Annotated in this window: 29 protein-coding genes; 6 read left to right on the top strand and 23 right to left on the bottom strand. The window is 34.6% G+C overall.

All coding sequences use genetic code 11. From position 1 onward, the window contains the following. The first annotated feature begins 224 nt into the window (after positions 1-224). Together LDP15_RS10670 and LDP15_RS10665 are read left to right on the top strand one after the other, a co-directional pair. Positions 225-2,102 (top strand): heavy metal translocating P-type ATPase, encoded by a 1,878-nt coding sequence (locus LDP15_RS10670; RefSeq protein WP_015427110.1) that lies wholly within the window; start codon positions 225-227, stop codon positions 2,100-2,102. Positions 2,103-2,165: 63 nt separating this feature from the next. Then, positions 2,166-2,834 (top strand): Crp/Fnr family transcriptional regulator, encoded by a 669-nt coding sequence (locus LDP15_RS10665; protein ID WP_015427111.1) that lies wholly within the window; start codon positions 2,166-2,168, stop codon positions 2,832-2,834. A gap of 69 nt (positions 2,835-2,903) precedes the next feature. Here the strand turns inward: LDP15_RS10665 and LDP15_RS10660 are convergent, their stop codons facing one another. The 19 genes from LDP15_RS10660 to LDP15_RS10570 all read right to left on the bottom strand — a co-directional run bounded on the left by LDP15_RS10660 (position 2,904) and on the right by LDP15_RS10570 (position 19,551). Beyond that, complete coding sequence (locus LDP15_RS10660) at positions 2,904-3,113, bottom strand: YozE family protein (RefSeq protein WP_010906259.1); 210 nt, start codon at positions 3,111-3,113, stop codon at positions 2,904-2,906. A 35-nt stretch (positions 3,114-3,148) separates the two neighbouring features. Next, positions 3,149-3,667, bottom strand: a complete 519-nt coding sequence (gene msrA, locus LDP15_RS10655) for a peptide-methionine (S)-S-oxide reductase MsrA (RefSeq protein WP_015427112.1) — start codon at positions 3,665-3,667, stop codon at positions 3,149-3,151. A 172-nt stretch (positions 3,668-3,839) separates the two neighbouring features. Then, complete coding sequence (locus LDP15_RS10650) at positions 3,840-4,697, bottom strand: S1 RNA-binding domain-containing protein (RefSeq protein ID WP_010906261.1); 858 nt, start codon at positions 4,695-4,697, stop codon at positions 3,840-3,842. A gap of 45 nt (positions 4,698-4,742) precedes the next feature. Further along, positions 4,743-5,201 carry a GNAT family N-acetyltransferase gene (locus LDP15_RS10645; protein ID WP_015427113.1) on the bottom strand — a complete coding sequence of 153 codons (459 nt, stop codon included), beginning with the start codon at positions 5,199-5,201 and terminating at the stop codon, positions 4,743-4,745. Between the two features lie 92 nt (positions 5,202-5,293). Then, positions 5,294-5,851, bottom strand: a complete 558-nt coding sequence (gene frr / locus LDP15_RS10640; protein WP_004254618.1) for a ribosome recycling factor — start codon at positions 5,849-5,851, stop codon at positions 5,294-5,296. 211 nt (positions 5,852-6,062) lie between these two features. Further along, positions 6,063-6,779, bottom strand: a complete 717-nt coding sequence (pyrH, locus tag LDP15_RS10635) for a UMP kinase (protein ID WP_004254608.1) — start codon at positions 6,777-6,779, stop codon at positions 6,063-6,065. A gap of 84 nt (positions 6,780-6,863) precedes the next feature. Further along, entirely contained in the window at positions 6,864-7,316 is a 453-nt protein-coding gene (locus tag LDP15_RS10630; protein ID WP_012898517.1) for a hypothetical protein, read from the bottom strand. A gap of 133 nt (positions 7,317-7,449) precedes the next feature. Next, the gene (locus LDP15_RS10625; RefSeq protein ID WP_015427114.1) at positions 7,450-8,637 is read right to left on the bottom strand and encodes an acetate kinase; all 1,188 of its coding nucleotides are present in this window, start codon (positions 8,635-8,637) and stop codon (positions 7,450-7,452) included. A gap of 156 nt (positions 8,638-8,793) precedes the next feature. Beyond that, the gene (locus tag LDP15_RS10620) at positions 8,794-9,981 is read right to left on the bottom strand and encodes an acetate kinase (protein WP_012898519.1); all 1,188 of its coding nucleotides are present in this window, start codon (positions 9,979-9,981) and stop codon (positions 8,794-8,796) included. Between the two features lie 195 nt (positions 9,982-10,176). Beyond that, on the bottom strand, positions 10,177-11,115 hold the full coding sequence (locus LDP15_RS10615; protein WP_225513496.1) for a class I SAM-dependent methyltransferase: 939 nt from the start codon (positions 11,113-11,115) through the stop codon (positions 10,177-10,179). A gap of 87 nt (positions 11,116-11,202) precedes the next feature. Continuing rightward, positions 11,203-11,454 (bottom strand): DUF3165 family protein, encoded by a 252-nt coding sequence (locus LDP15_RS10610; RefSeq protein ID WP_004254583.1) that lies wholly within the window; start codon positions 11,452-11,454, stop codon positions 11,203-11,205. A gap of 100 nt (positions 11,455-11,554) precedes the next feature. Next, entirely contained in the window at positions 11,555-13,387 is a 1,833-nt protein-coding gene (gene typA, locus LDP15_RS10605; RefSeq protein ID WP_025016832.1) for a translational GTPase TypA, read from the bottom strand. 187 nt (positions 13,388-13,574) lie between these two features. Continuing rightward, on the bottom strand, positions 13,575-14,033 hold the full coding sequence (locus tag LDP15_RS10600; RefSeq protein WP_015427115.1) for a hypothetical protein: 459 nt from the start codon (positions 14,031-14,033) through the stop codon (positions 13,575-13,577). Between the two features lies 1 nt (position 14,034). Next, positions 14,035-14,439, bottom strand: coding sequence for a hypothetical protein (locus tag LDP15_RS10595; RefSeq protein ID WP_015427116.1), 405 nt, complete (start codon positions 14,437-14,439; stop codon positions 14,035-14,037). 18 nt (positions 14,440-14,457) lie between these two features. After that, entirely contained in the window at positions 14,458-15,249 is a 792-nt protein-coding gene (locus LDP15_RS10590; RefSeq protein WP_015427117.1) for a hypothetical protein, read from the bottom strand. Between the two features lie 337 nt (positions 15,250-15,586). Continuing rightward, complete coding sequence (locus tag LDP15_RS10585; protein WP_015427118.1) at positions 15,587-16,213, bottom strand: ABC transporter ATP-binding protein; 627 nt, start codon at positions 16,211-16,213, stop codon at positions 15,587-15,589. Beyond that, positions 16,214-18,193, bottom strand: a complete 1,980-nt coding sequence (locus LDP15_RS10580; RefSeq protein WP_080619333.1) for a bacteriocin-associated integral membrane family protein — start codon at positions 18,191-18,193, stop codon at positions 16,214-16,216. It abuts the gene before it with no gap. A 5-nt stretch (positions 18,194-18,198) separates the two neighbouring features. Beyond that, positions 18,199-18,525, bottom strand: coding sequence for a lactococcin 972 family bacteriocin (locus LDP15_RS10575; protein ID WP_012898524.1), 327 nt, complete (start codon positions 18,523-18,525; stop codon positions 18,199-18,201). Positions 18,526-18,822: 297 nt separating this feature from the next. Beyond that, positions 18,823-19,551 carry a LytTR family DNA-binding domain-containing protein gene (locus tag LDP15_RS10570; protein WP_015427120.1) on the bottom strand — a complete coding sequence of 243 codons (729 nt, stop codon included), beginning with the start codon at positions 19,549-19,551 and terminating at the stop codon, positions 18,823-18,825. 191 nt (positions 19,552-19,742) lie between these two features. Between LDP15_RS10570 and LDP15_RS10565 the strand changes: the two genes are divergently transcribed. The 3 genes from LDP15_RS10565 to LDP15_RS10555 are packed head-to-tail and all read left to right on the top strand — an operon-like array spanning position 19,743 to position 21,358. Next, positions 19,743-19,964 carry a YqgQ family protein gene (locus LDP15_RS10565; protein WP_010906270.1) on the top strand — a complete coding sequence of 74 codons (222 nt, stop codon included), beginning with the start codon at positions 19,743-19,745 and terminating at the stop codon, positions 19,962-19,964. Between the two features lie 33 nt (positions 19,965-19,997). Next, positions 19,998-20,969 carry an ROK family glucokinase gene (locus tag LDP15_RS10560; protein WP_015427121.1) on the top strand — a complete coding sequence of 324 codons (972 nt, stop codon included), beginning with the start codon at positions 19,998-20,000 and terminating at the stop codon, positions 20,967-20,969. A 2-nt stretch (positions 20,970-20,971) separates the two neighbouring features. Next, positions 20,972-21,358 (top strand): rhodanese-like domain-containing protein, encoded by a 387-nt coding sequence (locus tag LDP15_RS10555; RefSeq protein WP_004254540.1) that lies wholly within the window; start codon positions 20,972-20,974, stop codon positions 21,356-21,358. Positions 21,359-21,439: 81 nt separating this feature from the next. On the opposite strand, the gene LDP15_RS10550 is transcribed toward LDP15_RS10555, so the two are convergent. Further along, on the bottom strand, positions 21,440-21,886 hold the full coding sequence (locus LDP15_RS10550; protein WP_004254538.1) for a DNA starvation/stationary phase protection protein: 447 nt from the start codon (positions 21,884-21,886) through the stop codon (positions 21,440-21,442). 166 nt (positions 21,887-22,052) lie between these two features. Here LDP15_RS10550 and LDP15_RS10545 point away from each other — a divergent pair, with 166 nt between their 5' ends. After that, positions 22,053-22,718, top strand: a complete 666-nt coding sequence (locus LDP15_RS10545) for an A24 family peptidase (protein WP_015427122.1) — start codon at positions 22,053-22,055, stop codon at positions 22,716-22,718. On the opposite strand, the gene dinB is transcribed toward LDP15_RS10545, so the two are convergent. From dinB to LDP15_RS10530, 3 genes are all read right to left on the bottom strand, one after another. Beyond that, entirely contained in the window at positions 22,669-23,763 is a 1,095-nt protein-coding gene (gene dinB / locus LDP15_RS10540) for a DNA polymerase IV (RefSeq protein ID WP_015427123.1), read from the bottom strand. The two genes, LDP15_RS10545 and dinB, sit on opposite strands and share 50 nt — an antisense overlap. Before the next feature lie 78 nt (positions 23,764-23,841). Next, on the bottom strand, positions 23,842-24,333 hold the full coding sequence (locus LDP15_RS10535) for a prolyl-tRNA synthetase associated domain-containing protein (protein ID WP_015427124.1): 492 nt from the start codon (positions 24,331-24,333) through the stop codon (positions 23,842-23,844). 78 nt (positions 24,334-24,411) lie between these two features. After that, a complete protein-coding gene (locus LDP15_RS10530; RefSeq protein ID WP_015427125.1) occupies positions 24,412-25,905 on the bottom strand; it encodes a basic amino acid/polyamine antiporter in 1,494 nt (497 codons plus the stop codon). Positions 25,906-25,968: the final 63 nt, after the last annotated feature.

Raw genomic sequence — 25,968 nt, 5'->3', positions numbered from 1 at the left:
GATAAATTCTCCTTATATTTTGTTTTCGTGATGTGGTATGATGCTGTATTTTACAGCTTCCACGCCGTGCATGTGAAAATTCACATACCTGAGTATTCTATCAAAAAAAAGGACTGATGTCAACTTTTCTTTGTTTACGAAAGGTTAATTTTCTTGATGACTATCAATTTTTTTAAGTTGCAAGTAATCTATAATAGAACTATCAAACCAAGAAAGGTTAATTCATGAAACTTCAAGCTTTACTAAAAAAATATAGTAATCAATTGACTGGTCTTTCAGCCTTATTAATTTTAATCGCTTATAGTGGAAAATATCTTTTGAATTCTTATTTTCTTTGGGCCTTTGCACTCTTATTAGCTACATTTATTGGTCTTGTCCCAATTGCTTTTCAAGCAGTCCAAGCACTTAAATTCAAACAAGTTTCAATTGAATTATTGGTATCAATTGCTGTTATTGCTGCTCTTTTTATTCAAGAGTATGAGGAGTCAGCAATTGTTACTTTTCTTTTCGCATTCGGAGCTTTTTTGGAAAAGAAAACTTTAGAAAAAACACGTTCTTCCATTAAATCTTTGACAGAAATTGCTCCCTCAACCGCTCTTCGGATTTCTGGAGAAGTCATTGACATTGATGATGTCAAGATTAATGACGAATTATTAGTAAAAACTGGCGCTCAAATTCCTGTAGATGGCACTATTTATGAGGGGGCTGGTTTTGTCAATGAATCAAGTATTAGTGGGGAGTCCGCTGAAATAAAAAAAGGAGTCGGAGATAAGGTTTTTGCTGGAACGCTTCTTGAAAATGGAAGTCTTTTGATTCAAGCTAAAAAGGTAGGAGAGGATACCACCTTTGGTAAAATTATTGAATTAGTGGAAGAAGCCCAAGATACAAAATCCTCTGCTGAAAAATTTATTGACCGTTTCGCAAAATATTATACTCCTAGTGTTTTAGTTCTCTCTTTTTTAATTTTCCTTGTCAGTCAAGATATCAAGTTGGCAATTACTTTATTAGTTTTAGGTTGTCCGGGTGCCCTTGTCATTGGACCTCCTGTCAGTAATGTCGCAGGGATAGGGAATGGAGCCAAAAAGGGAATTTTAATTAAAGGTGGAAATATCATGACTAATTTTAGTCAGACTGACCTGCTTCTTTTTGACAAAACGGGAACACTTACCAAAGGAAAGACTCAGGTCTCCATTACTAAAAATTATGGCGCTTCTACCGAACTTATCAACCAGGTCGCTATGCTTGAAAGTCAATCAGATCACCCTTTAGCTAAGGCGATCATTGATGAAATCGGTGAATTTACCAAAGTACCTCTTCAAAATATTGAAGTCATAAAAGGACAGGGGATTTCTGCTGACCATTTATTGATTGGAAACGAAAAACTCCTTGAAAATCATAAAATTTTTTTAAACGCTCAACAAAAAAATGATTTAATGAAACTTCAAAAACATGGACTTTCAACAGTATTAATTGCTGATGATAAGGTGCGTTTACTTTATGGAATTACTGACGAAATCCGACCAAATGTAAAAGAAACACTGACCAGACTCAAAAAACAAGGAATTAAAGAGCTGATAATGCTGACAGGCGACAATGAAAGTACCGCTCAATCAATTGCACAACAAGTGGGAATCAGTCAGGTTTACGCCAACCTCCTACCTGAAGACAAGGCAAAAATCGTGCAAGACTATAAACTAGCTGGTAAAAAAGTAGCATTTATAGGCGACGGTATTAATGATAGCCCTAGTATTGCACTTGCCGATGTGGGAATCGCAATGTCATCTGGGACTGACATCGCCATTGAAACTTCAGATATTGTCCTTATGAGTTCTAATTTTGATAACCTTTCTTATGCTCATTCCCTTGCAAAAAGTACAAGGAAAAATATGAGACAAAATATTTTAATTGCTCTCTTTGTTGTAATCTTTCTTCTTTCCGGATTAATCTTGGGGAATAGTTCAGGATTTATTGGACAATATGTCAATATGGCGACTGGAATGTTTGTCCATGAAGCAAGTATTTTATTGGTTATTCTCAACGCAATGCGTTTAATTCCTCATAAAAAAATACTATCCAAAAATTTTCCTGTCGCAAATGACTAAAAATAAGGTTATAATTAAAGAAAATCTTTCAGGAAAAATATCTACTCAAATAAGGAGAATAAAATGACTTTAGATAATCATCATTGTGTCCAATTAGTTCCACTCTTTGAAAAACTTGCTGAACAAGATTTAACTAAGGTCGAAAAAATTGTTGAACACAAAAAAATTAAAAAAGGTGAAATTATTATTAGCCCTGACAAAGAACCTTTATTAGTCATTGTAGCTCAAGGTGCACTTAAAATTTCACAACTTTCACAAAGTGGCAAAGAGCAACTTTTAAGAATCATCGAAGCAGGCGATTATGAAGGCGAAGGAGCCTTACTTGGCGTGACTAACGGACAACTTTATGGTCAGGCCATGATTGATTCTACGATTTGTTTCTTGCGTCAATCTGATTTTGAGACATTATTAACGACTTATCCTAGTCTTTCATTACAACTTTTAAAACTTAATGCTAAAAAATATCTAGCTGCTGAGCACCAAGCAGGATTTTTGGCACTAGATGATGTTGAAGCACGTCTTGCACATTACTTTTTGAATCTATCAGCCACTTCTGATAGCCTTTATTTTGAAATTCCAATGAAACTCAAGGAGCTTGCCAATTATATCGGAACCAGTCCAGAAACAATTTCACGTAAAATCAAGGTTTTTGAAGAAAATAAAATTATTAGCCGTCAAGGACGAATGATTAAACTTTTGGATAAGGAAAAATTAGAAGATGATTTTGCTTAAAAATTTTACAAAAAAAATAGAGTGAGTCAACTCTATTTTTTTTAGAAAATATTTCCAAATTACTTTAATTTAAGCTTCTAAATAACTTTCCCAAATATTATCAAACAGGGTAAGATTAAAATAAAATGGGGCTTGGGTTTCTAAATAAGTCGAAATTTCATCAAAATCTTTAGACTGTTTTGGAAAAAGCGGATCTTGAAAAACTAAATTTGCAAGACGAGTTGCATCATCTTTTTCTACTGGTGCGCGATGGCGCATAAGGTAATTATAAAAAGTCATTTTCTCTTTCTATTATCATTAAGTCGGAAAATTAATTATTTTTCCCATTGTTTTTCCAAAAAATCATGACGAATTTTACTTGATTGAGCATAATCTTCTGGATTTTTTTTGTAAAATCCTTGATGGTAGTCTTCTGCTGGCCAGAATTTTTGAACGGCTTCAATACTTGTCACAATAGGTGAATCAAAATTTCCGCTGGCTTGCAATTGCGCTTTGCTTTCTTTGGCAATTTTTTCTTGTTCTTCGTTTTCAACAAAAATGACTGGACGATAGTTATCCCCACGGTCTTCAAATTGACCAAAAGCATCTGTTGGGTCCGTGAGTGTCCAATAAAGTTCAACAAGACTTTGATAGGTAATTTTACTATTATCAAAAATAATTTCTACTGCTTCTGTATGACCAGTCAGGTGTTTTTTTACTTGTTCATAAGTTGGATTTTCAACAGTTCCACCTGTATAGCCACTTATCACAGATAAAATCCCTTCTCGTTCTTCAAAAGGCTGAACCATACACCAAAAACATCCACCTGCAAATATTGCTCTTTCTGTTGCCATTATTTCTCCTTCACTTTGTTTGTCTTGTGAAATATTATAGCATAGCTCAAAAAAAGTAGCCAATTAAGCTACTTTTTTACTGATAGAAATTTTTATAAGTCATAAGACTGACAGAATTTACTGACGAATGCTTTTAAATAAGCTTAGTATTTCTAAAGAAGCTGTCAGTAAATTATTCTCCGATTAATTCTGTTCCCTCTGGACTTTGTTTGATTTTTTTAGCCTTCATCAAACCACCAAGCGCTTTTTTGAATTGTCCTTTTGAGATTCCAAAAGTTGCTTTAATTTCATCTGGATTTGATTTGTCATTAAATGCCATTTTCCCGCCCATTGATTGAAGATAAGCTAAAATCATTTGGCTATCAGCATCAAGCATTTCATAAGCACGTGGTTTTGCTGACAGATTTAGACTACGGTCTTCTTTTCTAAAACCAATAACACGAACTTGAAGTTCTTGACCGACACGTGGGACTGAGAAACGTTCATTTGGATGAATAAATCCTAGCATATTGTTATCAGGCAAATAAACAAATGTTCCTGATTCTTTATTTCGATAAACAATTGCTCGTAAATCTTGGTTTTGCATGTTGTCATAACCAGGACCTGCAAGATTCCAGAAATCTTCATGCCAAGCTAAATGACCCCAAATCCGCTCTTTTCTGTCAATAATTAATTTCACATAAAGTTGGTCACCAACTTTTGGCCATTGGTCTTTTTCGAGTGGCAAATCATCAAGAGAGACGACCACATCTTTTCCTGGTAAACCTGTGTCAACAAAGGCACCAAGGTCCTTACGAACAGCTGTTACCGTTCCCCAACCATAATGCTCATTTGTTGCTTTTTGTTCCAAAGTCGTCAAACGACGATGGTCATCTTTATCCACATAAACAAAACCAGTTACCACATCGCCAACTGTATGTTCACCTTCTGTTTTATCTAAACGTAATAAATCTTCTCCCTTTTGGAGAAAATAGAAACGTTCACTTTCTTCCACGATTATCGCGGAGATTGTTTGTCCAATAATACTCATTTGTACCTCTTTATAAAATGTGATTGAGAGACTATTTGTCTCTGTTTAATTGATATTTCCTTCGTAAATCCGTGATTTTTCACCCCAAGGATGATAGCCGTCAGCTAGATAATGAAAATCAAAGCGCTCATAGAAATCAGCAAAATCCGTTGCAAGATAAAGTTTATCAAAATCAAAAGTTCTGCAATCTTCTTTTACTGCTTCAATCAACAGACCAGCAAGACCTTGCTTTCGAAATTTTTCTTCAACATAAAGTGCACAAAGCCAAGGATATAAGTCCATTCGACTAATAAAATCATTGCTAATCAGTCCACAACCCGCAATAATTTTTCCTTCATCAACAATCAGATACCACTGAGGAATCTTTTTGTTACTCTCTAAACTATGCTTCAAACAGTCATCATATACAGGGTTACTGTCCGTATTTCCCCATTTTTCCTGAAAAAATCGAATTGCTTCTTTGAGATAAGACGGTTGCTCTCTAAGTTTGATTAGTTCTCTCAAATTTATCCATCCTGACAGATTTTTGATGTAAAAACGGCTCAATGGAGCCGTTAATGCTTTTACAGATTACTTTATTTGTTAGATTGTTCTACTTAGATATCCAACAATTCTTTTTCTTTAATTGATGCAAGACGGTCTGCTTCTTTAACCGCGTCATCAGTCACTTTTTGAATGTTGTTTTCAAGATCTTTAAGATCATCTTCAGTGATTTCTTTTGCTTTTTCTGATTTCTTAGCAGTGTCCATTGCATCACGACGGATATTACGGATTGCTACTTTTGCTGATTCAATATATTTACCCATTTCTTTGACAAGTTCGCGACGGCGTTCTTCTGTCAGCATTGGGATAACTAAACGAATCACAGAACCATCATTTGCTGGTGTAATCCCAAGATCTGATTCATACAATGCTTTTTCAATATCTTTCAAGATTGATTTATCAAAAGGAGTAACCATCAATACGCGCGCTTCTGGAATTGTGATTGACGCTAATTGATTGAGTGGTGTTGGTGCGCCGTAGTAAACAACTTGAACACGGTCAAGAAGACTTGCGTTGGCACGACCAGCTCGGATATGTCCTAAATCACGTTGTAAACTTCCTAATGATTGTTTCATCCGGTCTTGAGCTGTTGTAACAATTTCGTTTGCCATTTTATTTCCTTTTTCTACTTTTAATTCTTCTATTTATTTTACTGACATAAACTTTGTCAGAGTTAAGCGTTAGTATTTTAATGATTACAGTTATGCTAGTATTTCCATCATAGGATAGTCGTTGACGCTTCAGCGTTTACGAATATGCTAGTATTTCCATCAGTAATTTTTTAATGAATAAATTTACTGACAACTTTTTTGTAAGTAAATCTTATTCAACCGTTGTTCCGATTTCTTCACCACGAACGACACGTGTAATATTTCCAGCTTCATTCATGTTGAAAACAACAAGTGGAATATGATTATCCATTGACATTGTTGAAGCCGTACTGTCCATTACTTGCAAGCCTTTGGTAATAACATCCATATGTGTCAAATGTTCAAATTTAATAGCATCAGCAACTAATTTAGGGTCAGCATTATAAACACCATCAACACCATTTTTAGCCATTAAAATGACATCAGCATTAATTTCCGCAGCACGTAATGCAGAGGTTGTATCAGTTGAAAAGTAAGGCGAACCAGTTCCCCCAGCAAAAATGACAACACGTCCCTTTTCTAAATGGCGTTCAGCACGACGACGAATATAAGGTTCAGCAACAGCTTTCATCTCAATGGCTGTCATCACTCGTGTGTCAACCCCAATATTTTCAAGAGCGCTTTGAATGAACAATCCATTTTGAATTGTTGCAAGCATTCCCATGTAATCTGCCTGAGCACGCTCCATTCCGGCTTTCTCACCAGTAACTCCACGCCAAACATTACCACCACCGCAAACAATCGCAAGTTCTGCGCCCAAATCATGGACTTCTTTGAGTTCTTCAGCGACAGCTTTTGCTGTTTCAGGGTCAAATCCGAAACCTTTTTCGCCTGAGAGGGCCTCTCCCGAAAGTTTTAACAGTACGCGTTTATATTTAATTTCAGCCATATTGCACCTATTCTATTATATTTTCTCTATTTTACCATAAAATGCTCACGAAAAAAAGACTAATCAAAGCCTTTTTAGAAACTATCATGATGTCAATAAACCCAGATGTCCCAACAACTGAATAAGTAAATAAATCACAAAAAGAATCCCCGCAATCCAAAAGATTAAATTAAGACTTTTAAAACCTTGCCAAATTGGGTGCTTGATTTCTTCTAACTCTTTCAATTTTTCCGGGTCCAGACTGTCAACATGTTTAAGACTGTGTTTCCAAAGAATTTCAGCAGGAATCACCGATTTATTAAGTAACAAATCTCCATTAGGTTCAATCTTAATCTCATTTCCAATCCATGAAACCATTCCCCCAAGAAACAAATTTGCGCCATACGTCTTTTTTAACTTACTCACATCAAAAGGATTCATCAGCAAATCAATTTGCTCATGAACAGGATAATATCGAACTTGTCCATTATCAAATTCCAAACGTAAACGCACTCCTGGCAACATTTCAGCTTTTGTAACTTTTGGTAAATCCTCCATAACCTTCCCTCCATTTACTCTAATTATAACGCTTTCTTTTATAGAAGACAAACCATTTGTCAAAACTTTACTGACAGCTTTTTCATAAATAAAAAAATTTACTGACAAATTTCTGTCAGTAAATTTTATCTAATTATTTAGCAGCTTCAACATCACGAGCAATAACCAATTCTTCGTTTGTTGGCACAACAAGTACTTTCACTTTAGACTCTGGTTTAGAAATAATACCAAATGCTCCACGAACATTTTTACTTTCATCAATTTCCATGCCAAACCAAGAAAGTCCATTAACTACATCAGTCCGAACAGCTGTATCATTTTCACCAACACCAGCCGTGAAAATAAGAGCATCAGCCCCATTTAACACTCCAAAATATTGGGCAATAAATTTCTTGAGACGGTCAACATACATTTCATAAGCAAGAATCGCTTTAGGATTTCCTTTAGCCACAGCTTCTGAAAGATCACGCATATCACTTGAGAGTTCTGACACCCCAAGAACTCCAGATTCTTTATTGAGAATGTCAATCACATCTTGAGCATTTCTAAGGCTTGGGTCGCTCTCTAACATATAAGGAATGACTGAGGCGTCCATTTCACCTGCACGTGTTCCCATCATTACACCAGCAAGTGGTGTAAATCCCATTGAAGTATCAACAGATTTTCCAGCTTCAATTGCTGTAATTGAAGCTCCATTTCCGATATGAGCCGTAATTAGCTTCAAATCTTCCAATGGTTTTCCTAAAACTTTTGCCGCTTCTTGGGCGACATACATGTGTGACGTTCCATGTGCTCCATATTTTCTGATTGAATAATCTTCATAATATTTTGTTGGAATAGGATAACGATAAGCCTTTTCTGGCAAAGTACTGTGAAAAGCAGTGTCGAAAACTGCAACTGCAAGTGCATCTGGTAATAGCCGTTGAAAAGCTTCAATCCCTAAAACATTAGCAGGATTATGCAAAGGAGCCAAAGTTGAAAGATTTTTAATCTCAGCCAAAACCTCAGGACTAATAACCGTAGAAGTTTTGAAAAATTCCCCACCTGCAACAACACGATGGCCAATTCCTGTGATTTCGCGGAATTCATGAATTAATTTAAAGTGAATTAATTCATCCATTAATAACAAAACAGCTTGACGATGGTCAACAATTTCTTGTTTTCTAACGTGTTCTTCATTGTTAAATTTAGTTGTTGAGATTGAGCCAGACAAACCAATACGTTCAAAAATTCCTTTAGCAATCACGGTTTCTTCCGGCATTTCGTAAAGTTGCCATTTTAATGACGAGGAGCCTGCATTGACAGCGAGCGTTTTTTCCATACTTACTCTCCTTAATGTATGCGTTTTATTCTTAAAATTATATCATATTTTATGTCTGATTTCATTTCTCCTCCCTCAAGGATTCCCAGAACTTATCATTTTATGTCATTTTAAAAATAAAAAAGATTTTGTTTTAGAACAAAATCTTTTAATTAATTATTTTTTAAGTGCTTCAACATCACGAGCAATTACAAGCTCTTCGTCAGTTGGAATCACAAAAACTTTTACGCGTGAATGAGGTGTTGAAATTTCTCCCTCGACGCCAAAGACATTTTTCTCAGGGTCAACTTCAATTCCAAACCAAGTCAATCCAGAAAGAATTGCTTCACGAACAGGAACCGAATTTTCACCAATACCAGCGGTGAAGACAAGAGCATCAGCCCCATTCAAAACGGCCAAATATTGACCAATAAATTTTTGAATTCGGTCAACATACATCTCGAATGCAAGTTTTGCATCAGTATCTGTATCTTTAGCAGCAATGATATCACGCATATCTGATGAAATACCAGATACACCATAGAGACCAGATTCTTTGTTCATCATATCAACAACATCTTGAGCATCTTTTAACTCAGAGTCATTTTCAATAAGGTATGGAAAAACAGAAGGGTCCATTTCACCTGTACGTGTTCCCATCATCACTCCAGCAAGTGGTGTGAATCCCATCGAAGTATCAATTGATTTCCCACCTTTTACTGCTGTCAGTGATGCGCCATTCCCGATATGAGCAGTGATAATTTTAGTTTCTTCAATTGGTTTTCCAAGTAATTTTGCAGCTTCTTGTGAAACATACATGTGTGAAGTTCCATGAGCCCCATATTTACGGACAGCATAATCTGTATAATATTTTTTAGGCAATGGATAACGGAATGCTTTTTCAGGCATCGTTGTATGGAAAGCTGTATCAAAAACTACTACTGAAGTTGCATCAGGCAGTAAGTTCAAAAAAGCTTCAATTCCTGCAGCATTTGCTGGATTATGCAAAGGAGCAAGAGCTGACAAATCTTTAACTTGTTGCAACACTTCTGGTGTAACAACTGTTGATTTTTGGAAAATTTCACCTCCAGCAACCACACGATGTCCTACACCTGTAATTTCAGTAAATTCCTCTACTATTTTCAATCGTTTTAAATCTTCAAGTAAAACTTCTACTGCTTCTGTATGATTTGGAATGTCAAAAACGCGTTCTTCTTTTTGCTCACCAAATTTGACGGTCACAATCGAATCTTTCAAACCAATTCGTTCGATTAATCCCTTGGCAAGAACTTTTTCTTCTGGCATTTCATACATTTGCCATTTCATAGATGATGAACCAGCGTTAACTGCTAATGTTTTGGTCATGTTTAATAAACCTTCCTTGAATTTGAAATACGGTTAAATTATAACACAATTACAATTCCTTTTGTGTTTTTCGGTCATGATTCACGAGCTTAATTCAAGATGTAGTTTTTAAAATAAAAAACGTTTTCAAATTCAATCATTTTCATACATTTTAACCAAAAAAATTACTGACAGAACCTGTCAGTAATTTCAATCTTATAATTTTACAATTTTTGTAAATTCTTCCATAAAGACTTCTAAACTTTCTCTGTCTGTCAGTGAAGACAAAGGGTGAGCAAAAGTTGCATGTGCAGCCGGCCCCTTTTTCAAAACATAAATCGCCTTAGCATCAGCATTAAAAAGTGATTTTGGTAAAGTGATGACAGCCATCACACTCCCATGTTTACTAATCCACTCCTTTAATAGAGGTCCTTGAGGACTTGTCAGTAAATCTTCTGGAGCTAGGAAAATGGCAAAAGAACCCTCTTTTAAATAATTAAATGATTGCTCAATCAAAAGATGATGAGCAAAAGTATGTCCGTCAGTAGTCGTAACTTCAAAATTCTTTGCAACTTCATCATCTGGATAAAAACCAATTGGTAAATCACTGACAACAACGTCAGCAGGTTCCATCAAACGCTTTTGTACTGCATCAATTTGCATGAACTCAGCCTGACTCCCCATAATTTCAGCCATTGAAGCAGACAAATCTAAAAGTAAATCATCAACTTCAAAGCCTACATAATCAACCTTTTTATTAAGATTAACCAAAAGCGTTTCAGCAAGATTACCCATACCAGACCCAAATTCAATTAAACGAAGTTCAGAATTTTTATTAAGATGTTCAATAATGAAATTAAAAATTAAACCAATTGCATCTGGAGTCATTGCATGATTGGGCTGAAGTGGTGCGACTTGTGACCCTTTCAACAAAACAAATTGAAAAAGTTTTTGCCACTCCTTATTTGATAAATTTAACTGACGAAGTTTGTCATTATTTACTGACAATTCAACAATTCCTTGGTCAGTATCATCTAAAAAAGCAGCATTTTGTTCTACAAAAGCATCATAAAAATCTGTATCCAATTTCTCAGATAGTAACATAATATTTGCAACAACTAGCTCAAAACCTTGAGCCACTTTTTCCATATCCATGTTTTTTCTCCATTTCTACAAAATCAAAATAAAACTGCCAAACTTTGACAGTTTTATTCATTGCTTGATTATTAATCAATCAATCATTTATTTTTTTCTTTTTCGACTGTCCAACTTTTCCAATTCCATCCAAGCTCTGACCGTTACGACAAGCATCGCCACAATACCGATAATTTCTAAAAGTAATGACCGATGACTTACCGCCTGTGCCACAGCAAAAGCAAGAACTAGAACTCCAACACCAGCAAAGAAGAAAATGTCCATACTCCGCCGAACGTCTTTGGGCATCATGAAAATATACGCAAAGGCAACTAAAATCAACAAGATAATATAGAACATTTTTCTCCTTTCCAAGTTATGACAAGAACTAACGAAAAATTAATTTATTCATCATCAAACTTTCAATAATTGAAAATCAAGTTTCTCTATTTGATTAAACTCATTTTTTCTTCTTAGTTGATTTTTCACGCATTGCTTTATCCAAAATTTGTTTACGCAAGCGGATTGATTCTGGAGTTACTTCCAAGTAATCATCATCTCCAAGGAATTCCAAAGATTCTTCAAGTGAAAGAATTTTTGGTGTGTTCAAAACAGATGTAGAGTCTTTATTTGAAGAACGAACGTTTGTTTGTTGTTTCATTTTAGTGATATTTACAGTCAAATCATTATCACGACTGTGTTCACCAACAATCATCCCACCATAAACTTCAGTACCTGCATCAACAAAAAGTTGTCCACGTTCTTGAACGTAACCCATTGCGTAAGAAGTAACTTGACCTGAATCCATAGAAATCAAAGAACCACGGTGACGTCCACCGATTTCTCCCTTAACAGCTGGAAGATATTGGTCGAAAGTATGGTTCATGATTCCGTATCCACGAGTCATTGACATGAATTCTGTTGTGAATCCAATCAAACCACGTGCAGGAACAAGGAAAATCAAACGCGCTTGACCGTTACCAGTGATTTGCATATCAAGCATATCACCTTTACGTTCAGAGAGGGCTTGGATGATTGAACCTTGGTATTCTTCAGGAGTGTCGATTTGAACACGTTCAAATGGTTCGCAAGCAACACCATCAATTTCTTTGATGATAACTTCAGGACGTGAAACTTGAAGTTCATATCCTTCACGGCGCATTGTTTCAATAAGAATTGACAAGTGCAATTCACCACGACCAGAAACAACCCATTTATCAGGAGATTCAGTGTTTTCAACACGAAGTGAAACGTCAGTTTGCAATTCAGAAACCAAACGTTCTTCAACTTTACGTGATGTTACCCATTTTCCTTCGCGACCAGCGAAAGGTGAGTTGTTAGCAAGGAAAGTCATTTGCAAAGTAGGTTCATCAATGTGCAAGATTGGCAATGGTTCAACGTGGTCTGAAGGTGTAACAGTTTCCCCAACGAAGATATCTTCCATACCAGACAAAGCAATCAAATCACCAGCTTTTGCTTCTTGGATTTCTTGACGGTCAAGACCGAAGAAACCAAAAAGTTTAGTAACGCGGAAGTTTTTAGTCGAACCATCAAGTTTAGACAAAGTAACGCTGTCCCCAACTTTGATTGTTCCACGGAAAACACGTCCAATACCAATACGTCCAACATAGTCATTGTAGTCCAAAAGTGAAACTTGGAATTGCAAAGGTTCATCAGAGTTATCAACTGGGCCAGGGATATGGTCGATGATTGTATCAAAAATATTTGCCATTGTGTGTTCTTGATCAGCTGGATTATCAGACATTGATGAAGAACCATTGATTGCTGAAGCATAAACAACTGGGAAATCCAATTGTTCGTCATCAGCACCAAGTTCGATGAAAAGCTCAAGAACTTCATCAACAACTTCAGCTGGACGAGCAGATGGTTTGTCAATCTTATTAACAACAACGATTGGAGTCAAGTTTTGTTCCAAAGCTTTTTTCAAAACAAAACGTGTTTGAGGCATTGTTCCTTCATAAGCATCGACAACGAGGACAACTCCATCAACCATTTTCATAATACGTTCAACTTCTCCACCGAAGTCCGCGTGACCTGGTGTGTCCAAGATGTTGATACGAGTTCCGTTATATTCAACTGCTGTATTTTTGGCAAGGATAGTAATCCCACGTTCTTGCTCAAGTGCATTTGAGTCCATCGCACGTTCAGCTAATTCTTTACGAGCATCCAACGTTTGAGATTGTTTTAAGAGTTCGTCAACCAATGTAGTTTTACCATGGTCAACGTGGGCAATAATAGCGACGTTTCTAATATCTTCGCGTAATTTAGTCAATTTTATCATACCTTACTTTCGTATATATCTAACCCATTATAGCACACTTTTCTAAAAGCTGTAAATGCACACGTTTACAAGCCTAACAAAGATTTTTTTACTTCCAAAATGAAAACCCCAAAGAAAAATTTCTAAGGAGTTCTTTATTTTTTTATAATTAATAAAATCAGCAAAAATGATTATGTTGTTAACATTCTTTTATTCTTAAACTGTAGAGAAATAGTAAAAGAAAAGCAACTAAACCCAATAGAACAGCAATAATATATCCAGCTCCATAAAAGGTTAAAAAGATAGAAAGTTCAGCCCCAAAAGTATTCTCAGATAAACGATGATTAAAAATAATCATAGACGGAAAAGCTATAACTAAGAAACTAATGTAAAAAATAAGACTAGCAAAAGAAAAATAGACACTAAAATTTATTTTCCTATAAATGAGAAAAAGTGATATAAGCAACACCAATCCCAAAATGAAACTATAAAAAGGGACTTGATGAAAAAGAAAATAAAAGAAATTTTCTCGACTTTTTTTATAGTCAAAATTCGTATTCAATTTAGCCTGATTTACCGTTGCAGGAAGAAACATGGTTCCTATCCAAATGATGAATGCAAGAAATACTTGCCAAATTTTTATTTTTCTTACCCACATTTTAATCTCCCTTTTTATAGGCATCAATACAAACCAAAACATTAAAAATTAAAAACAAAGCGAAACTGATAAAATATCCAAAACTATAATCTCCTAGCACCATCAGTCCTCTTTGTATTCCACCAATCAAAAATTGTCTAAATGCGAGACCACCATAAGCTCCAAATATAGCAATTGTGATTAAAAGCGGAATGACTTTTTTATATCTTACATACCGCTCATTTATTGTAAAATAATTAACCAATAGTACAATCAAAACAACGAAATAGAGCCGCAAACCATATTTAACAACATATTGAAAGCCCAAAAGTTGAGTATTCTCAAAGTGATTATTAGTCGCTGGAAAAAAAGGAAGAAAGAAGCTGAGCAACCCTAAAATAAATGTAAATACTATATATTTTTTCATATCTATCTCCTAACTAAATTAATAAGAAAATACTAAATTATTAAGGGTTACTGACCATTTAGAATGAGTTCCTCTTTTTAAATTAACTGTATAACCTACTTCCCCTCTTGAACCAGGAGTATTCGAAACAGCTGTATAACCTGTTGATACACTCCAAGACGCTGAGGTGCCTTTTCCCCATGTATGGTCTTGCGACGGATGATATTTTTGTTGTACTCTTATACTAGATGAGGTTACCTGAATTGACGAATCAGCAATCGTGTAGCCGCCCGTAACTTTATAAATATTCAACTTATTATCATTATGTGAACCCGTTACTGTCCAGTAAATTTCTTCTTTAATCTTTACGCCATATGTTGAATCCCATTTAGATGTTGTTGAAGTATCATAAGTTGTAGCAGATACCTTAGTGCCAAAAAAATTCCCCAATATGTTTATAGCCAAATTATTATCTGAACTTGCTTTATCATTACTAATAACTTGAGCTTGAGATAAATCAGCAGTATAAGTTGTCACTCCTTTTGTATTGTCTCCACTATCAGTAGTTACTTGACTATCCACCGTTACAGGCGCTGTCAAATTACCACCACTTGTACTCTCTAGCTTCACGGCTCCCTTCACAACATATTTAACTTGCTTTTTCGTATTCATAATAATTTTATCTGCCTTTTTAGGTATATTCAAATTAACTTTTCCATTTTTAGACACATCAACATTAGGTGCTAATGCACCATCTGCTTTTACAGCAAATCCAGTTGCAAATAATACACTGACAACAAGTGTGCCAATAATAATTTTTTTCGCATTCATAACTAAATCCTCTTTTCTTAGTCTGTAAGTTACTAATCTAAGAGCTAGTCTTTAAATTATAACTTACTTGATGTTATATTTTTAATTAAAAAATTACCCACTTTCTTTTTGCACGATATATCTTTGAGTTGATATTGAACTTTATTAATTTTCCATTGGTCCTCCCTCTCTTTCAAGATTTATTTCTATCATTATTCATACTTTAATCGTAAGCCTTTTTATTTTCGTTTACAATATTTTTTTGCACAATTTCATCATTTTTGTGACGAAATCAATTTTTTTGTGATGAAATTGATATTTTCATTGTAAAAAGTAAAAATCCCCCCAATATATTACCTCATCTAGACAATTCAACAACCTCATCCGCCATTTCCCAAATCACAGGATTATGCGTAGCAATAATAATAATCCGATTTTTATTTTTCAGACTCAAAAGTAATTTCATCACTTCTTCACTATTCTCAGAATCTAGTGCTGCTGTTGGCTCATCTGCCAAAATAACCGGTGAATCCTTCAAAATCGCTTTAGCAAGTGCCACACGCTGTGCCTCACCACCTGACAATTCATAAATTTTTTGATTGAGTTTTAAATAGGCTACATTAACTTGTGCCAAAGTTTCAAGCTTTTTTTCTTGTTTAGTTTTCTTGGATAACTTTTGATTAATCAATCCCAAATCCAAATTTTTATCAATCGTTTCATTTTCAATCAATCCAAAATTTTGAAAAAGATAAGACAAATCATTTAGAAAATAGGAATGTTTCTTGATTTTTGATAATTCTTTTCCCTCATAAAGAATACTTCCCTCGTAGGATTCAAGTTTAGCAATCATATTCAGTAAGGTTGTTTTACCAGAACCTGATTGACCGATAATGGCATAAACTTTCCCAGCTTCAAAGGTTAATTTAAAGTTATCAAAAACCTTTCTATGTAAAAATTCTTTAGTAATATTAGTTAATTCAAACATCTATTCTCCTTTCAAACTATTTATTTGTCCATTTTCAAAATTTTTCATTTGAACAAGTAGGATAATGAGCGAAATAAACCACAAAGCACTTACAACAAAAAGAGAATATAAAAACTCATTGCTGATTATTGTCAATGTTGGTAATAAAATCAAAAGTAATCCTAACTCTACAAAAATGAACCGACGATGAATTCTCAAGTTGGGCATTCCAGAAATAAATTTTATTACAATTGTTCTTCTGAAATGAGTAAAGTAAAGGACATGCAGTAAAATATAGAAAAAACTAATGACAATAATCGTTATAATGGCTGACATGATTGCCATATTTAAACTCTCTTTTACAAGATTTGTCTGTGCTTCATACTGTCCATAGGCATTAACTAAATAATGAACCTTATCGTATAATCCCAACTTTTTCAGCCTATTAATCGTTTGTTCTTTACCTTTCACAAAGAAATAATCATTATCCCCTGCCCACGATAGACCAGTTTCTTCTCCTGATGATTTCGGTGTTATCACAATAATAATTGGGTCAGAGATTTCTTGCTGCGTTGTCATTTTCTCATAAGCGACATTATAAATAAAACGTTTTTCACCATTTGGTACTTCTTCAACGTATTTTGCCTTCATCTTAGTCTCTTTTTTACCGTTTTGTGTGGTTTCCGTCAATGATTTATTATATTTAGTGATAAGTTTTTGACGGTTTTTCATTTGATTTTTCGGTATCAAAAGAGCGTATTCTCCAAGTTTAAGATTAGAAAAGTCTTCTTTAGTCTTGATATGTTGTGCTTTCAGATAACTTGGTGTAACGAAAAGTTGGTCTTGGCTACTTTCTTCTGGTCCAGCAAATAAATCATGTCTAACGAATATCGCATCATCTTTCGTTACTTCAATATTATAAAAGTTCCACCATGATTTTGCTTCTTGATTACTCACTTGCAAATTAATAGAGGCATAGGGAAACGTATAATAATCTTTTTCTTCTTTCCATTTATCTAAGTCGGCTTCCTGTTTTTTTAATTCAATTTGATTATAGTGAATTCCTGATAGACTTGTGACAAGGACAAGACTCACAGCAAATTGCATCAAAACCACAAGAACCATCAACGCTATTGTCGGTAGTTTCCCTTTGATAAGTGAATTAAGCTGACTCCGAGAGAGGATAATCATGATTATTGCACTTACTAAGCATGACAATAGCACAAATATCAGAGAAGAAAAGAAGATAGAAAATAAAGCAAAAATATGAAGTGACAAGTTGCTTAGACCAGTTATGAGCAAGTAACTAGAAGTCCCTATCATAGCAATAATCGTCAAAATTGAGATAAACTTTATATCACAAATACTATCTGAAAATACAGTATTCAACAAGGTCTTTCCAGACAAAAGCTCTATTCCTGATTTTCGTAACTCTGAGATTCTTACAAAAATAGCTAAGCCGACAAAAGCCAGAAAGATACTTATCAATAAGGTTACAGCCTGTGGATTACCATAGATATTATAGTACTCCCCAATGAGTGACATAGTGGGAAAATAAGATGCCGTTACATGAAATTTTTGATTTAAATATTGACTTAATTCCTCGGCACTTCCATGCCCTTTTAGAATATTGTAAGTTGCACCCATACCCAATAAGTCATTGTTTGCCCGATTCGCTTTTGGAAATAAAATCATATTACTTGCAAGTTTCCCTGTCCCAAAAGTTATATAAGTTGGCTTGAAGTCTTCAGAGCCGGCAGGTGTGACAATATCCATAACGATAAAGACATTATGTTTTCTTGCATAATCGTCTATTTCTTTGACGACTTCTTGAGGGCTAGGAATGGTTTCTGGGTTTTGATTCTCATTATTTGCAATAAGAACAGCCTTTGGCAATCTTTCTGAAATGATTTGCTGATCTTTTCCTTTTATGTTGATAATATAAAAGACTGTGACTAGTGCAATGGTCACAGTCAAAAAAATATACTTTATTTTTTTCATTTCACTCACCAATGTTTGGTTTGAACTGTATTATTACCATGGAAGAAAATCACTCTTTCTCCCCAGCGAGTATTTAACCAGGCATAAGCTTGTTGATTGGCATAAGCTCCCGCTAAAGCCCCTCCATAGCGGTGTACATATACTACTTCAGCCCAATGATTTCCATAGTTGTTCCAGTAGGCCGCATAAGCTCCCATACCATACTTTTTGTCATTTGTTGAACCTTGAGAATAAGTTGAACGATTAACAGCGAATACAGGACTGACTTGAAGGAATGTTCCACCGAGAGTCGCAAGGATAAGTGTTGAAACAAGTAATTTTTTAGTTTTCATTTTTCTACTTCCTTTCTAAAGATTTCTAATCTTTTGTAGAACTTTTTTAAAATTCTACTGCAACAAAATTTTTTGTCCCTCCTTCCTCACTTTGATTATGTATGAGCTTTTAGTTGATTGCATTTGTTTAATAGTTTTAAATCAATATTAAATCTTATATTTCGATTGTAAACCTTTTCATTTTTGCATACAATCTTTTTTTGCATAATTTCATTATTTTTGTGACGAAATTGAGTTTTCTGTGATGAAATTGCGTTTTTATCAGGAAAAAACAAAAATCACCCTAAAAAAGAGTGATTATTTTATTCGTTTTGATTGTTTTTTGAGTTCCTTTAACTCTTTTTTGCAAACCGCCGGTGCTTTGACTTTTTTCAAGCTTTGTTCGAAACATAGCGTCAACCCGTCTTTTTCAATTCGACGAATTTTATTTGTATCAACGAGTAAACCGCGCCCAAGTGCAAGTAAATTGGGAATTTTCTTTTTTACATCAGAAATCGTACCACGAACTAAACATTCATTATCTTTTGTGATGGCTCTAAGATAATTTCGATGTGTTTTGTCCGCTTCAATATATAAAAGAGAATCTATCGAAATTGGATAACCACTGATTTCGACAATATTTAGCTCATTTGTAAAACAGTAGAGCAACACTTTCTTAATCATTTCTCTAACTTCAGTATCAGAGTCACTGGCCACAGTCATTTGAGTCCATAACGGAGAGGTAGTAAAGTTCAATAATTCTTTTTTTAAGTCAGGATTATCAGTATAGATAAGAAAAAATGCCTTACTTTCTAACTTCTGTATTTTTTTCAGTATTTCGAACTCTTCTTTTTGTGCAATTTTTATAAAACAAGTCTTAACTTCATTAAGGTAAATTTGAAGAAATTTATAGACATGCTGATGATTATAGAATACCATTGTTGCATCGATCTCGTCTTTTATCCCAAGTTCTTTTTCATTTTCAAGAACAAATCGCTCCAAGCGATTTACTGCATAAAAGTCCGCATCAATCAAAATTCTATTCATTTTTTACCCTCAACAAGTAAATTTTAACTACAATCTTATTCCAAAAGCATCATTACCATTAAATATCTTTTTAGTTACGTTTTCAAATTATATTGTATTATACCATTTTATAAGCAAATTCTGCGCTATTCACTCTCTTTTACATATAGCTTGGACTTGAAAGCCTTTATCAAATACGGTAAAATGTAGTAATGAAAACTCTCTATGACGTGCAAGAAATGCTGAAAAAATATGGATACATCAATCTTTTTCCAGATCGTTTGGATGCGATTGCTTTTATGCAAATTGAATTAGGAAAAATGCTTGAATCAGGAATATTTCAAAAAAGCGACCATGACTATTTGACTGCTCGCTTGATTTTGGCACGTGAAGAGAGAATTGAAAAGAAAAAATCTACGACCAATAAAAAATGATTCTTTTTTTATTGTCAGATTGGAGAAAAAAACATGACTGCAAGTAAAATTATCGGTATCGACCTTGGTGGAACTTCAATTAAATTTGGAATTTTGACACTCGATGGTGAGGTTCAAGATAAATGGTCTATTCCGACAAATATTTTAGAAGATGGAAAACATATCGTCCCTGATATTATTGAATCAATCAACCACCGTTTAAGCCTTTATAACTTGGACAAATCTGAATTTCTTGGAATTGGAATGGGAACACCGGGTTCAGTAAATATTTCTGAAAGTACCGTAAAAGCTGCTTTTAACTTAAACTGGGCAGATACTCAAGAAGTAGGTAAACCAATCTCTGAAGGTGTTGGCCTTCCATTCATTTTGGATAACGATGCTAACGTTGCTGCTCTTGGTGAACGTTGGGTAGGGGCAGGTGAAAATAATCCAGATGTTGTTTTCATTACTCTTGGAACTGGTGTTGGTGGCGGAATTATCGCTTCAGGTGAGCTTGTTCATGGTGTTGCCGGAGCTGGTGGCGAAATTGGCCACATTTGTGTTGACCCTGATGGTTTTGAATGTACTTGTGGAAATCGCGGTTGCTTGGAAACAGTAACTTCTGCAACAGGTATCGTTCGTTTAGCTCGTAAATTTGCTGAAGAATATGAAGGTGATTCTACTATTAAAGCAGCAATTGATAATGGTGATGAGGTGACTTCCAAAGATATCTTCTTTGCAGCTCAAGAAGGAGATCACTTCAGCTTATCCGTTGTTGATAAATTTGCTTATTATCTCGGTTTTGCTTGTGCAAACCTTGGTTCTACTTTGAACCCTGCTTCAATCGTCATCGGTGGTGGTGTTTCTGCTGCTGGAGAATTCTTACGTGAAAAAGTTGAAAAATATTTCACTAAATATGCCTTTTCAACTGTTCGTAACTCAAGTAAAATCAAACTTGCTGTCCTTGGAAATGACGCTGGAATTATCGGTGCCGCAAGTCTTGCTCTTAAATTTAAAGGAGAATAATTTTGGTTATTATTATCATTGATATCATTCTTGTTTTAGTAATTATCGGAATGTTTGTCTATCCTCGTTGGAATCTTCGTCGTAATGCTAAACTTGTTGAAGAAGCTGAGTTTGCTCGTTTAATGCCTACTTCTCAATTAATTGATATTCGTGAAGCAAAAGATTTTCGTATTAAACATATTCTTGGTGCACGTAATCTTCCTGCTGGACAAATTGACCAAAGTTTAAATGCCTTAAGTAAACATAAACCTGTACTCATTTATGAAAATGGTCGTCCTGTTGGCGGAGCAAAAGTTGCTAAAAAACTAAAAAAAGCTGGCATTCCTGAAGTTTATATCCTTAAAAGTGGTTTGAATTCTTGGAATGGTAAAACTAAATCTGGTATCTAATTACTAATCGTCTTATTAGTAAATTTCAAATAAAAAACTCTCTATCATTAACTGACAGAGAGTTTTTTATTTATAAAGTAATTAACCTACTTCAGCTTCAATCATCCAAAGTGTTTTTTCAATATCTCCAAGAGCAGTCGTATATAAGTCAACTGTCACATCATCACCATCATCACCAGCAATTTTAATGCCATCTTTGAAGAGTTGAGTCAAATATTTGTAAGCAACAATCAATTCTTTTACACGTTCTGAATTAGATTTTCCCCAAACGGCGGGAGTCATTTCAATTTTAGAATTTTTATCAAATTCTGCTAAAGTTGAAACTGGAGAACCACCAATAGTGATTAGACGTTCTGCAAATTCGTCCAAATGTTCATCCAATTGATCTTTTAATTCATCCATTTTTGGGTGTAGGTAAAGAAAACCTGGACCACGCAAATACCAGTGGATTTGATGAACAAGTGCTGATGCTTTTGATAAATCAGCAACTGTTTGATTTAAAACTTCTTGTGTGTGTTCATTTGACATAACTAACCTCCATTTTTTAAATATTAAATGTCATAAAGAGACTTAATATTAACTTTTCTATAAATATATTATAAACCAATGAGATTTTTTTCTCAAATGATTTACTTATTTTCTTTTTTCGCTATATTTAAAGTTACAATTCTTCATTTATTTCGTATAGATTAGTATGGACATTTTATTTATATTTGTAATTGGAAGTATTTTTGGCTCATTTTTTGGCTTAATAGTTGACCGTATTCCACTAAGAAAATCGATTATTTTTGGACGCTCACATTGTGATTCTTGTCAGCAACTTTTAGCCTATCGTGATCTAATTCCTATTTTTTCTCAAATATGTTCTGGCTCACATTGCCGTTATTGTAAAAGTAAAATTCCATATTTATATGTTTTTTTGGAGTTCTCATCAGCTTTAATTTTTGTTTTAGCTTGGGTAAATTATCTTAAACCTAGTCAATTTTTACTGATTATTCTTTCACTAATTTTATCTGCTTTTGATTATCGTCAGCACAGTTTTCCTTTTGTTATCTGGTTTATTTTTGCACTCAGTTTTATTTTAATATTTCCTCTTTCTCCCCTTTTCTATTTTTGGCTTATTTTAGCCGTCTTAGCTGAAAAATTCAATTTAAGAGTTGGCAGCGGTGATTTTTTATGGTTTTTTACCGCTTCATTTTCTCTAACTTTCTTAAACGAAATGCTGCTCCTTCAAATTGCTTGTTCACTTGGTACCATTTATTATCTAATCACAAAAAAGCGAGCTGAAATTGCCTTCATCCCGTTTCTAACTATTGCATATCTAATGTTGCTTTTGGGACACCAAATTCTGTCACCGTAACCCCTAAAAGCCTTACTCCTAAACTTTCATCATATTCAAGTTCTTCAAATATCTCTTGTGCTACTTCTGCAATTTCTTCTGGACTTTCTAACTTTTCTGCTAAAGATTTTCTTTTTGTCAATGTTGTAAAATCAGAATATCTCAATTTTAAAATGACAATACTTCCTTTTAATTGATGACTCTTTAATGAGTCGGAAACTTTACCAGAAATTTTACTCAACTCTGCTTTAATATCATCCGGAAGATATAATAGTTTACCATAAGTTCGTTCTTTTCCAACTGACTTTCGCTCACGGTAATTTTTGACTTTCGAGTTATGTATTCCATTGGCCTTTTGATAAAGCTCCCAACCATAAACTCCGAATCTTTCAGCTAAATCAACTGGGTCTGCTTTTTGTAAATCTCCCCCATTAAAGAAACCTAGTGCGTGCAATTTAGGAACTGTCGCTTTTCCAACACCATGAAATTTTTCCACCGGTAATTTTGCTAAAAATTCTAATGCTTCTTCTGGCATAATTAAGGTTAAGCCATGGGGCTTTTCATAATCAGATGCAATTTTCGCTAAAAATTTATTATAAGAAACTCCTGCAGAACAGGTTAAACCTAACTCAACAAATATATCATGCTGAATCAACTTAGCAATTTTAATTGCTGATTGAGCACCGATTTTATTTTCTGTTACATCTAAATAGGCCTCATCAATTGAAGCTGCTTCAATATCATCAGTGTAACGTTTAAAGATTTCACGAACTTGTTTACTTACTTTTGTGTATTTTTCATAGTTTCCTGAAATAAAAATAGCTTGTGGGCAAAGATCATAAGCTTCTTTAGCACTCATTGCCGAATGTATTCCAAAAGCACGCGCTTCATAAGAACAAGTTGAAACCACGCCACGTCCACCTGTCTGTAATGGATTTCTGGCAATAACAACCGGCTTACCTTTTAAACTCGGATTATCACGCACTTCAACAGAAGCAAAAAAGGCATCCATATCAATATGAATGATTTTTCGCGAAGTGTCATTGATGAGTGGGAAAGTTAACATATTGCTATTATACAAGAATTAGTTTTCAGACTCAATAGATTGATTACAAAAAAACTCTTAACAAGTAAGAGTTTTAATTTATAAATCAATAATTTGATAATCATAGCCCTGCGACTTCAAAATTGTAAAACAAGCATCCATCGCAAAGAAAATAGTTTTGGTATTATCATTAGGATGAAAAGTTTGAATTTGATAGTCATCTAGCATTTGTTGGTCAAAATAAATATGCATATTATCATAATGTTTACCAACAAGTCCAAAAAGAGAAACAATTCCGGAGTTTAATCCAAGCATATCTTCTAGTCGTTCTTCCGAGACAAAGTGAAGTCTCTTCACTCCAATAATTTCTCCCAAGCGATTCATATCAACCTGTTTAGCATCATCCATAATTATCATATAGAACTGGGTAGACTTTTTATTGGCTAAGATTAAAGTTTTGGAACGACAACCTTCATAATCTTTAATGTAGTTATCCGACTCCTCAGTTGAATGACTTGCTGGATGTTCTACTATATTATAAGGAATTTCAAGATCAGCTAATAATTCCTTAACTTCTGAAAAAGTTCTCATCAATTCTCTCCTTTATTCACTTTTAGAAAAATACCGATAAAATTAATTTATATAAGACAACTTATTTTTATATTTTGTTTAGTAGCCTAGTAATCCCCGAAGATCTAAAGCTGTTCCTGATTTTGCGCCACAAATCAAGACCAGAATTGCTAAAACTCCTAGTAAGGCCACAATGAACATTCCTGCCCATTCCTTGACTGATATTGCTTGTCGACTTTCTTTTTTCGCTTTAATAAATAAAATGAAACCAATCGTATAAAGAATCATCGCCAACCAAACATATTGCCAACCTGAAAGATAAAGGGCCAGAGCTTGAAAAGCAAAGGTGAAAAATCCTATTAATATATTTTTAATTGAACCTTCTTTAATCCCAATTTTAAGAAGATAAGCTCCAACCAAAGCATAACAAATCATAATTACAGCTGTTGCCATATAAATAAAGACATTATAAGCATTGGCTACAAAATATGTAATGATAATAAAGATTTGAATCATCAGCTGAGTAATAAGCAAAGAATTACTTGGCGCATGATATTTATTCAGCTTACCAAACCAACTTGGCAATAGTTTTTGCTCTGCCAATTGTTGTGTCGCCTCAACTGGTAACATTGTCCACGAAAGCCAAGCTCCTAATAAGGAAATCATTAGTCCAATTGCCATCAGACTTCCGCCCCAGCCACCGACCATCTCGTTAAGAATATAAACTAAGCCTGGTGCTTTAACATTTGCCAAACTTGCCTGGTCCATATAACCATAAGGAAGTAATGATAAAAGGACATAAATGACAAGCAAAACTGCTAGACCAATAATTGTCGCTTTAGCTGTATCCGATTTTTTCTTTGCCCGATTTCCCATCATCGCTGCGCCTTCAATCCCAACAAATACCCAGACCATGACCATCAGCGAGCCTTTAATTTGATCAAGGAGTCCACCAGCAGTCATCGCATGCCAAACTAGGCTTTTGACTGACCCATCCGCAGCTAGATTGCTTGTGAAAGTTTGCCAAAAATGTTGAGTGAATACATCAGCTTTAAATAGGATAATCCCTGTGATTGAAAATACAACTAAAGGAATGAGCTTTGCAATCATAACAACCGCATTTACAAGGGCGGCAGTTTCTACTCCTCGGTCAACTAGAAACATTAATATCCATGAGATTATTGAAACAATAATTACTGATAAAACAGTCAACGAACCATTGGAATTAGCAAATTTGCCAGGGAAGAAATAGTCAGCAGATGTCATCATTAAAACTGCAAAACCAATTGTTCCAGTCCAAGCTGAAATCCAGTAACCCCATCCTGATAGAAAACCGATAAAGTCTCCAAACCCTTCTCGAGCATAGTCGGAGACTCCGGAAAGTTTGGGTCTAATTGTAATCAGTCGATTAAAACTCAAGACAAGCATGAAAATCCCAAAACCAATAAAGAGCCATGAAATCATGACTCCACCGGGTGTTGAACCATTGGCGAGGTCATTAGCAAGATTGAAGACTCCACCTCCAATTGCTCCAGAAATAATAATTGCTAATAGTGCAAAAAGGCTAATCCCTTTTGTTTTCTTGTTTTCCATTTACTCACTTTCTACTATTTAATCATAAATTTCCTATAATTAAATTTGTATAATATCATTTAT

It is taken from the genome of Lactococcus sp. SK2-659 (assembly GCF_020218185.2).
Lineage (GTDB): Bacteria > Bacillota > Bacilli > Lactobacillales > Streptococcaceae > Lactococcus > Lactococcus lactis.
The sequence above is the reverse complement of the archived record's forward strand: the minus strand, read 5'-3'. Positions and strand labels throughout refer to the sequence as shown.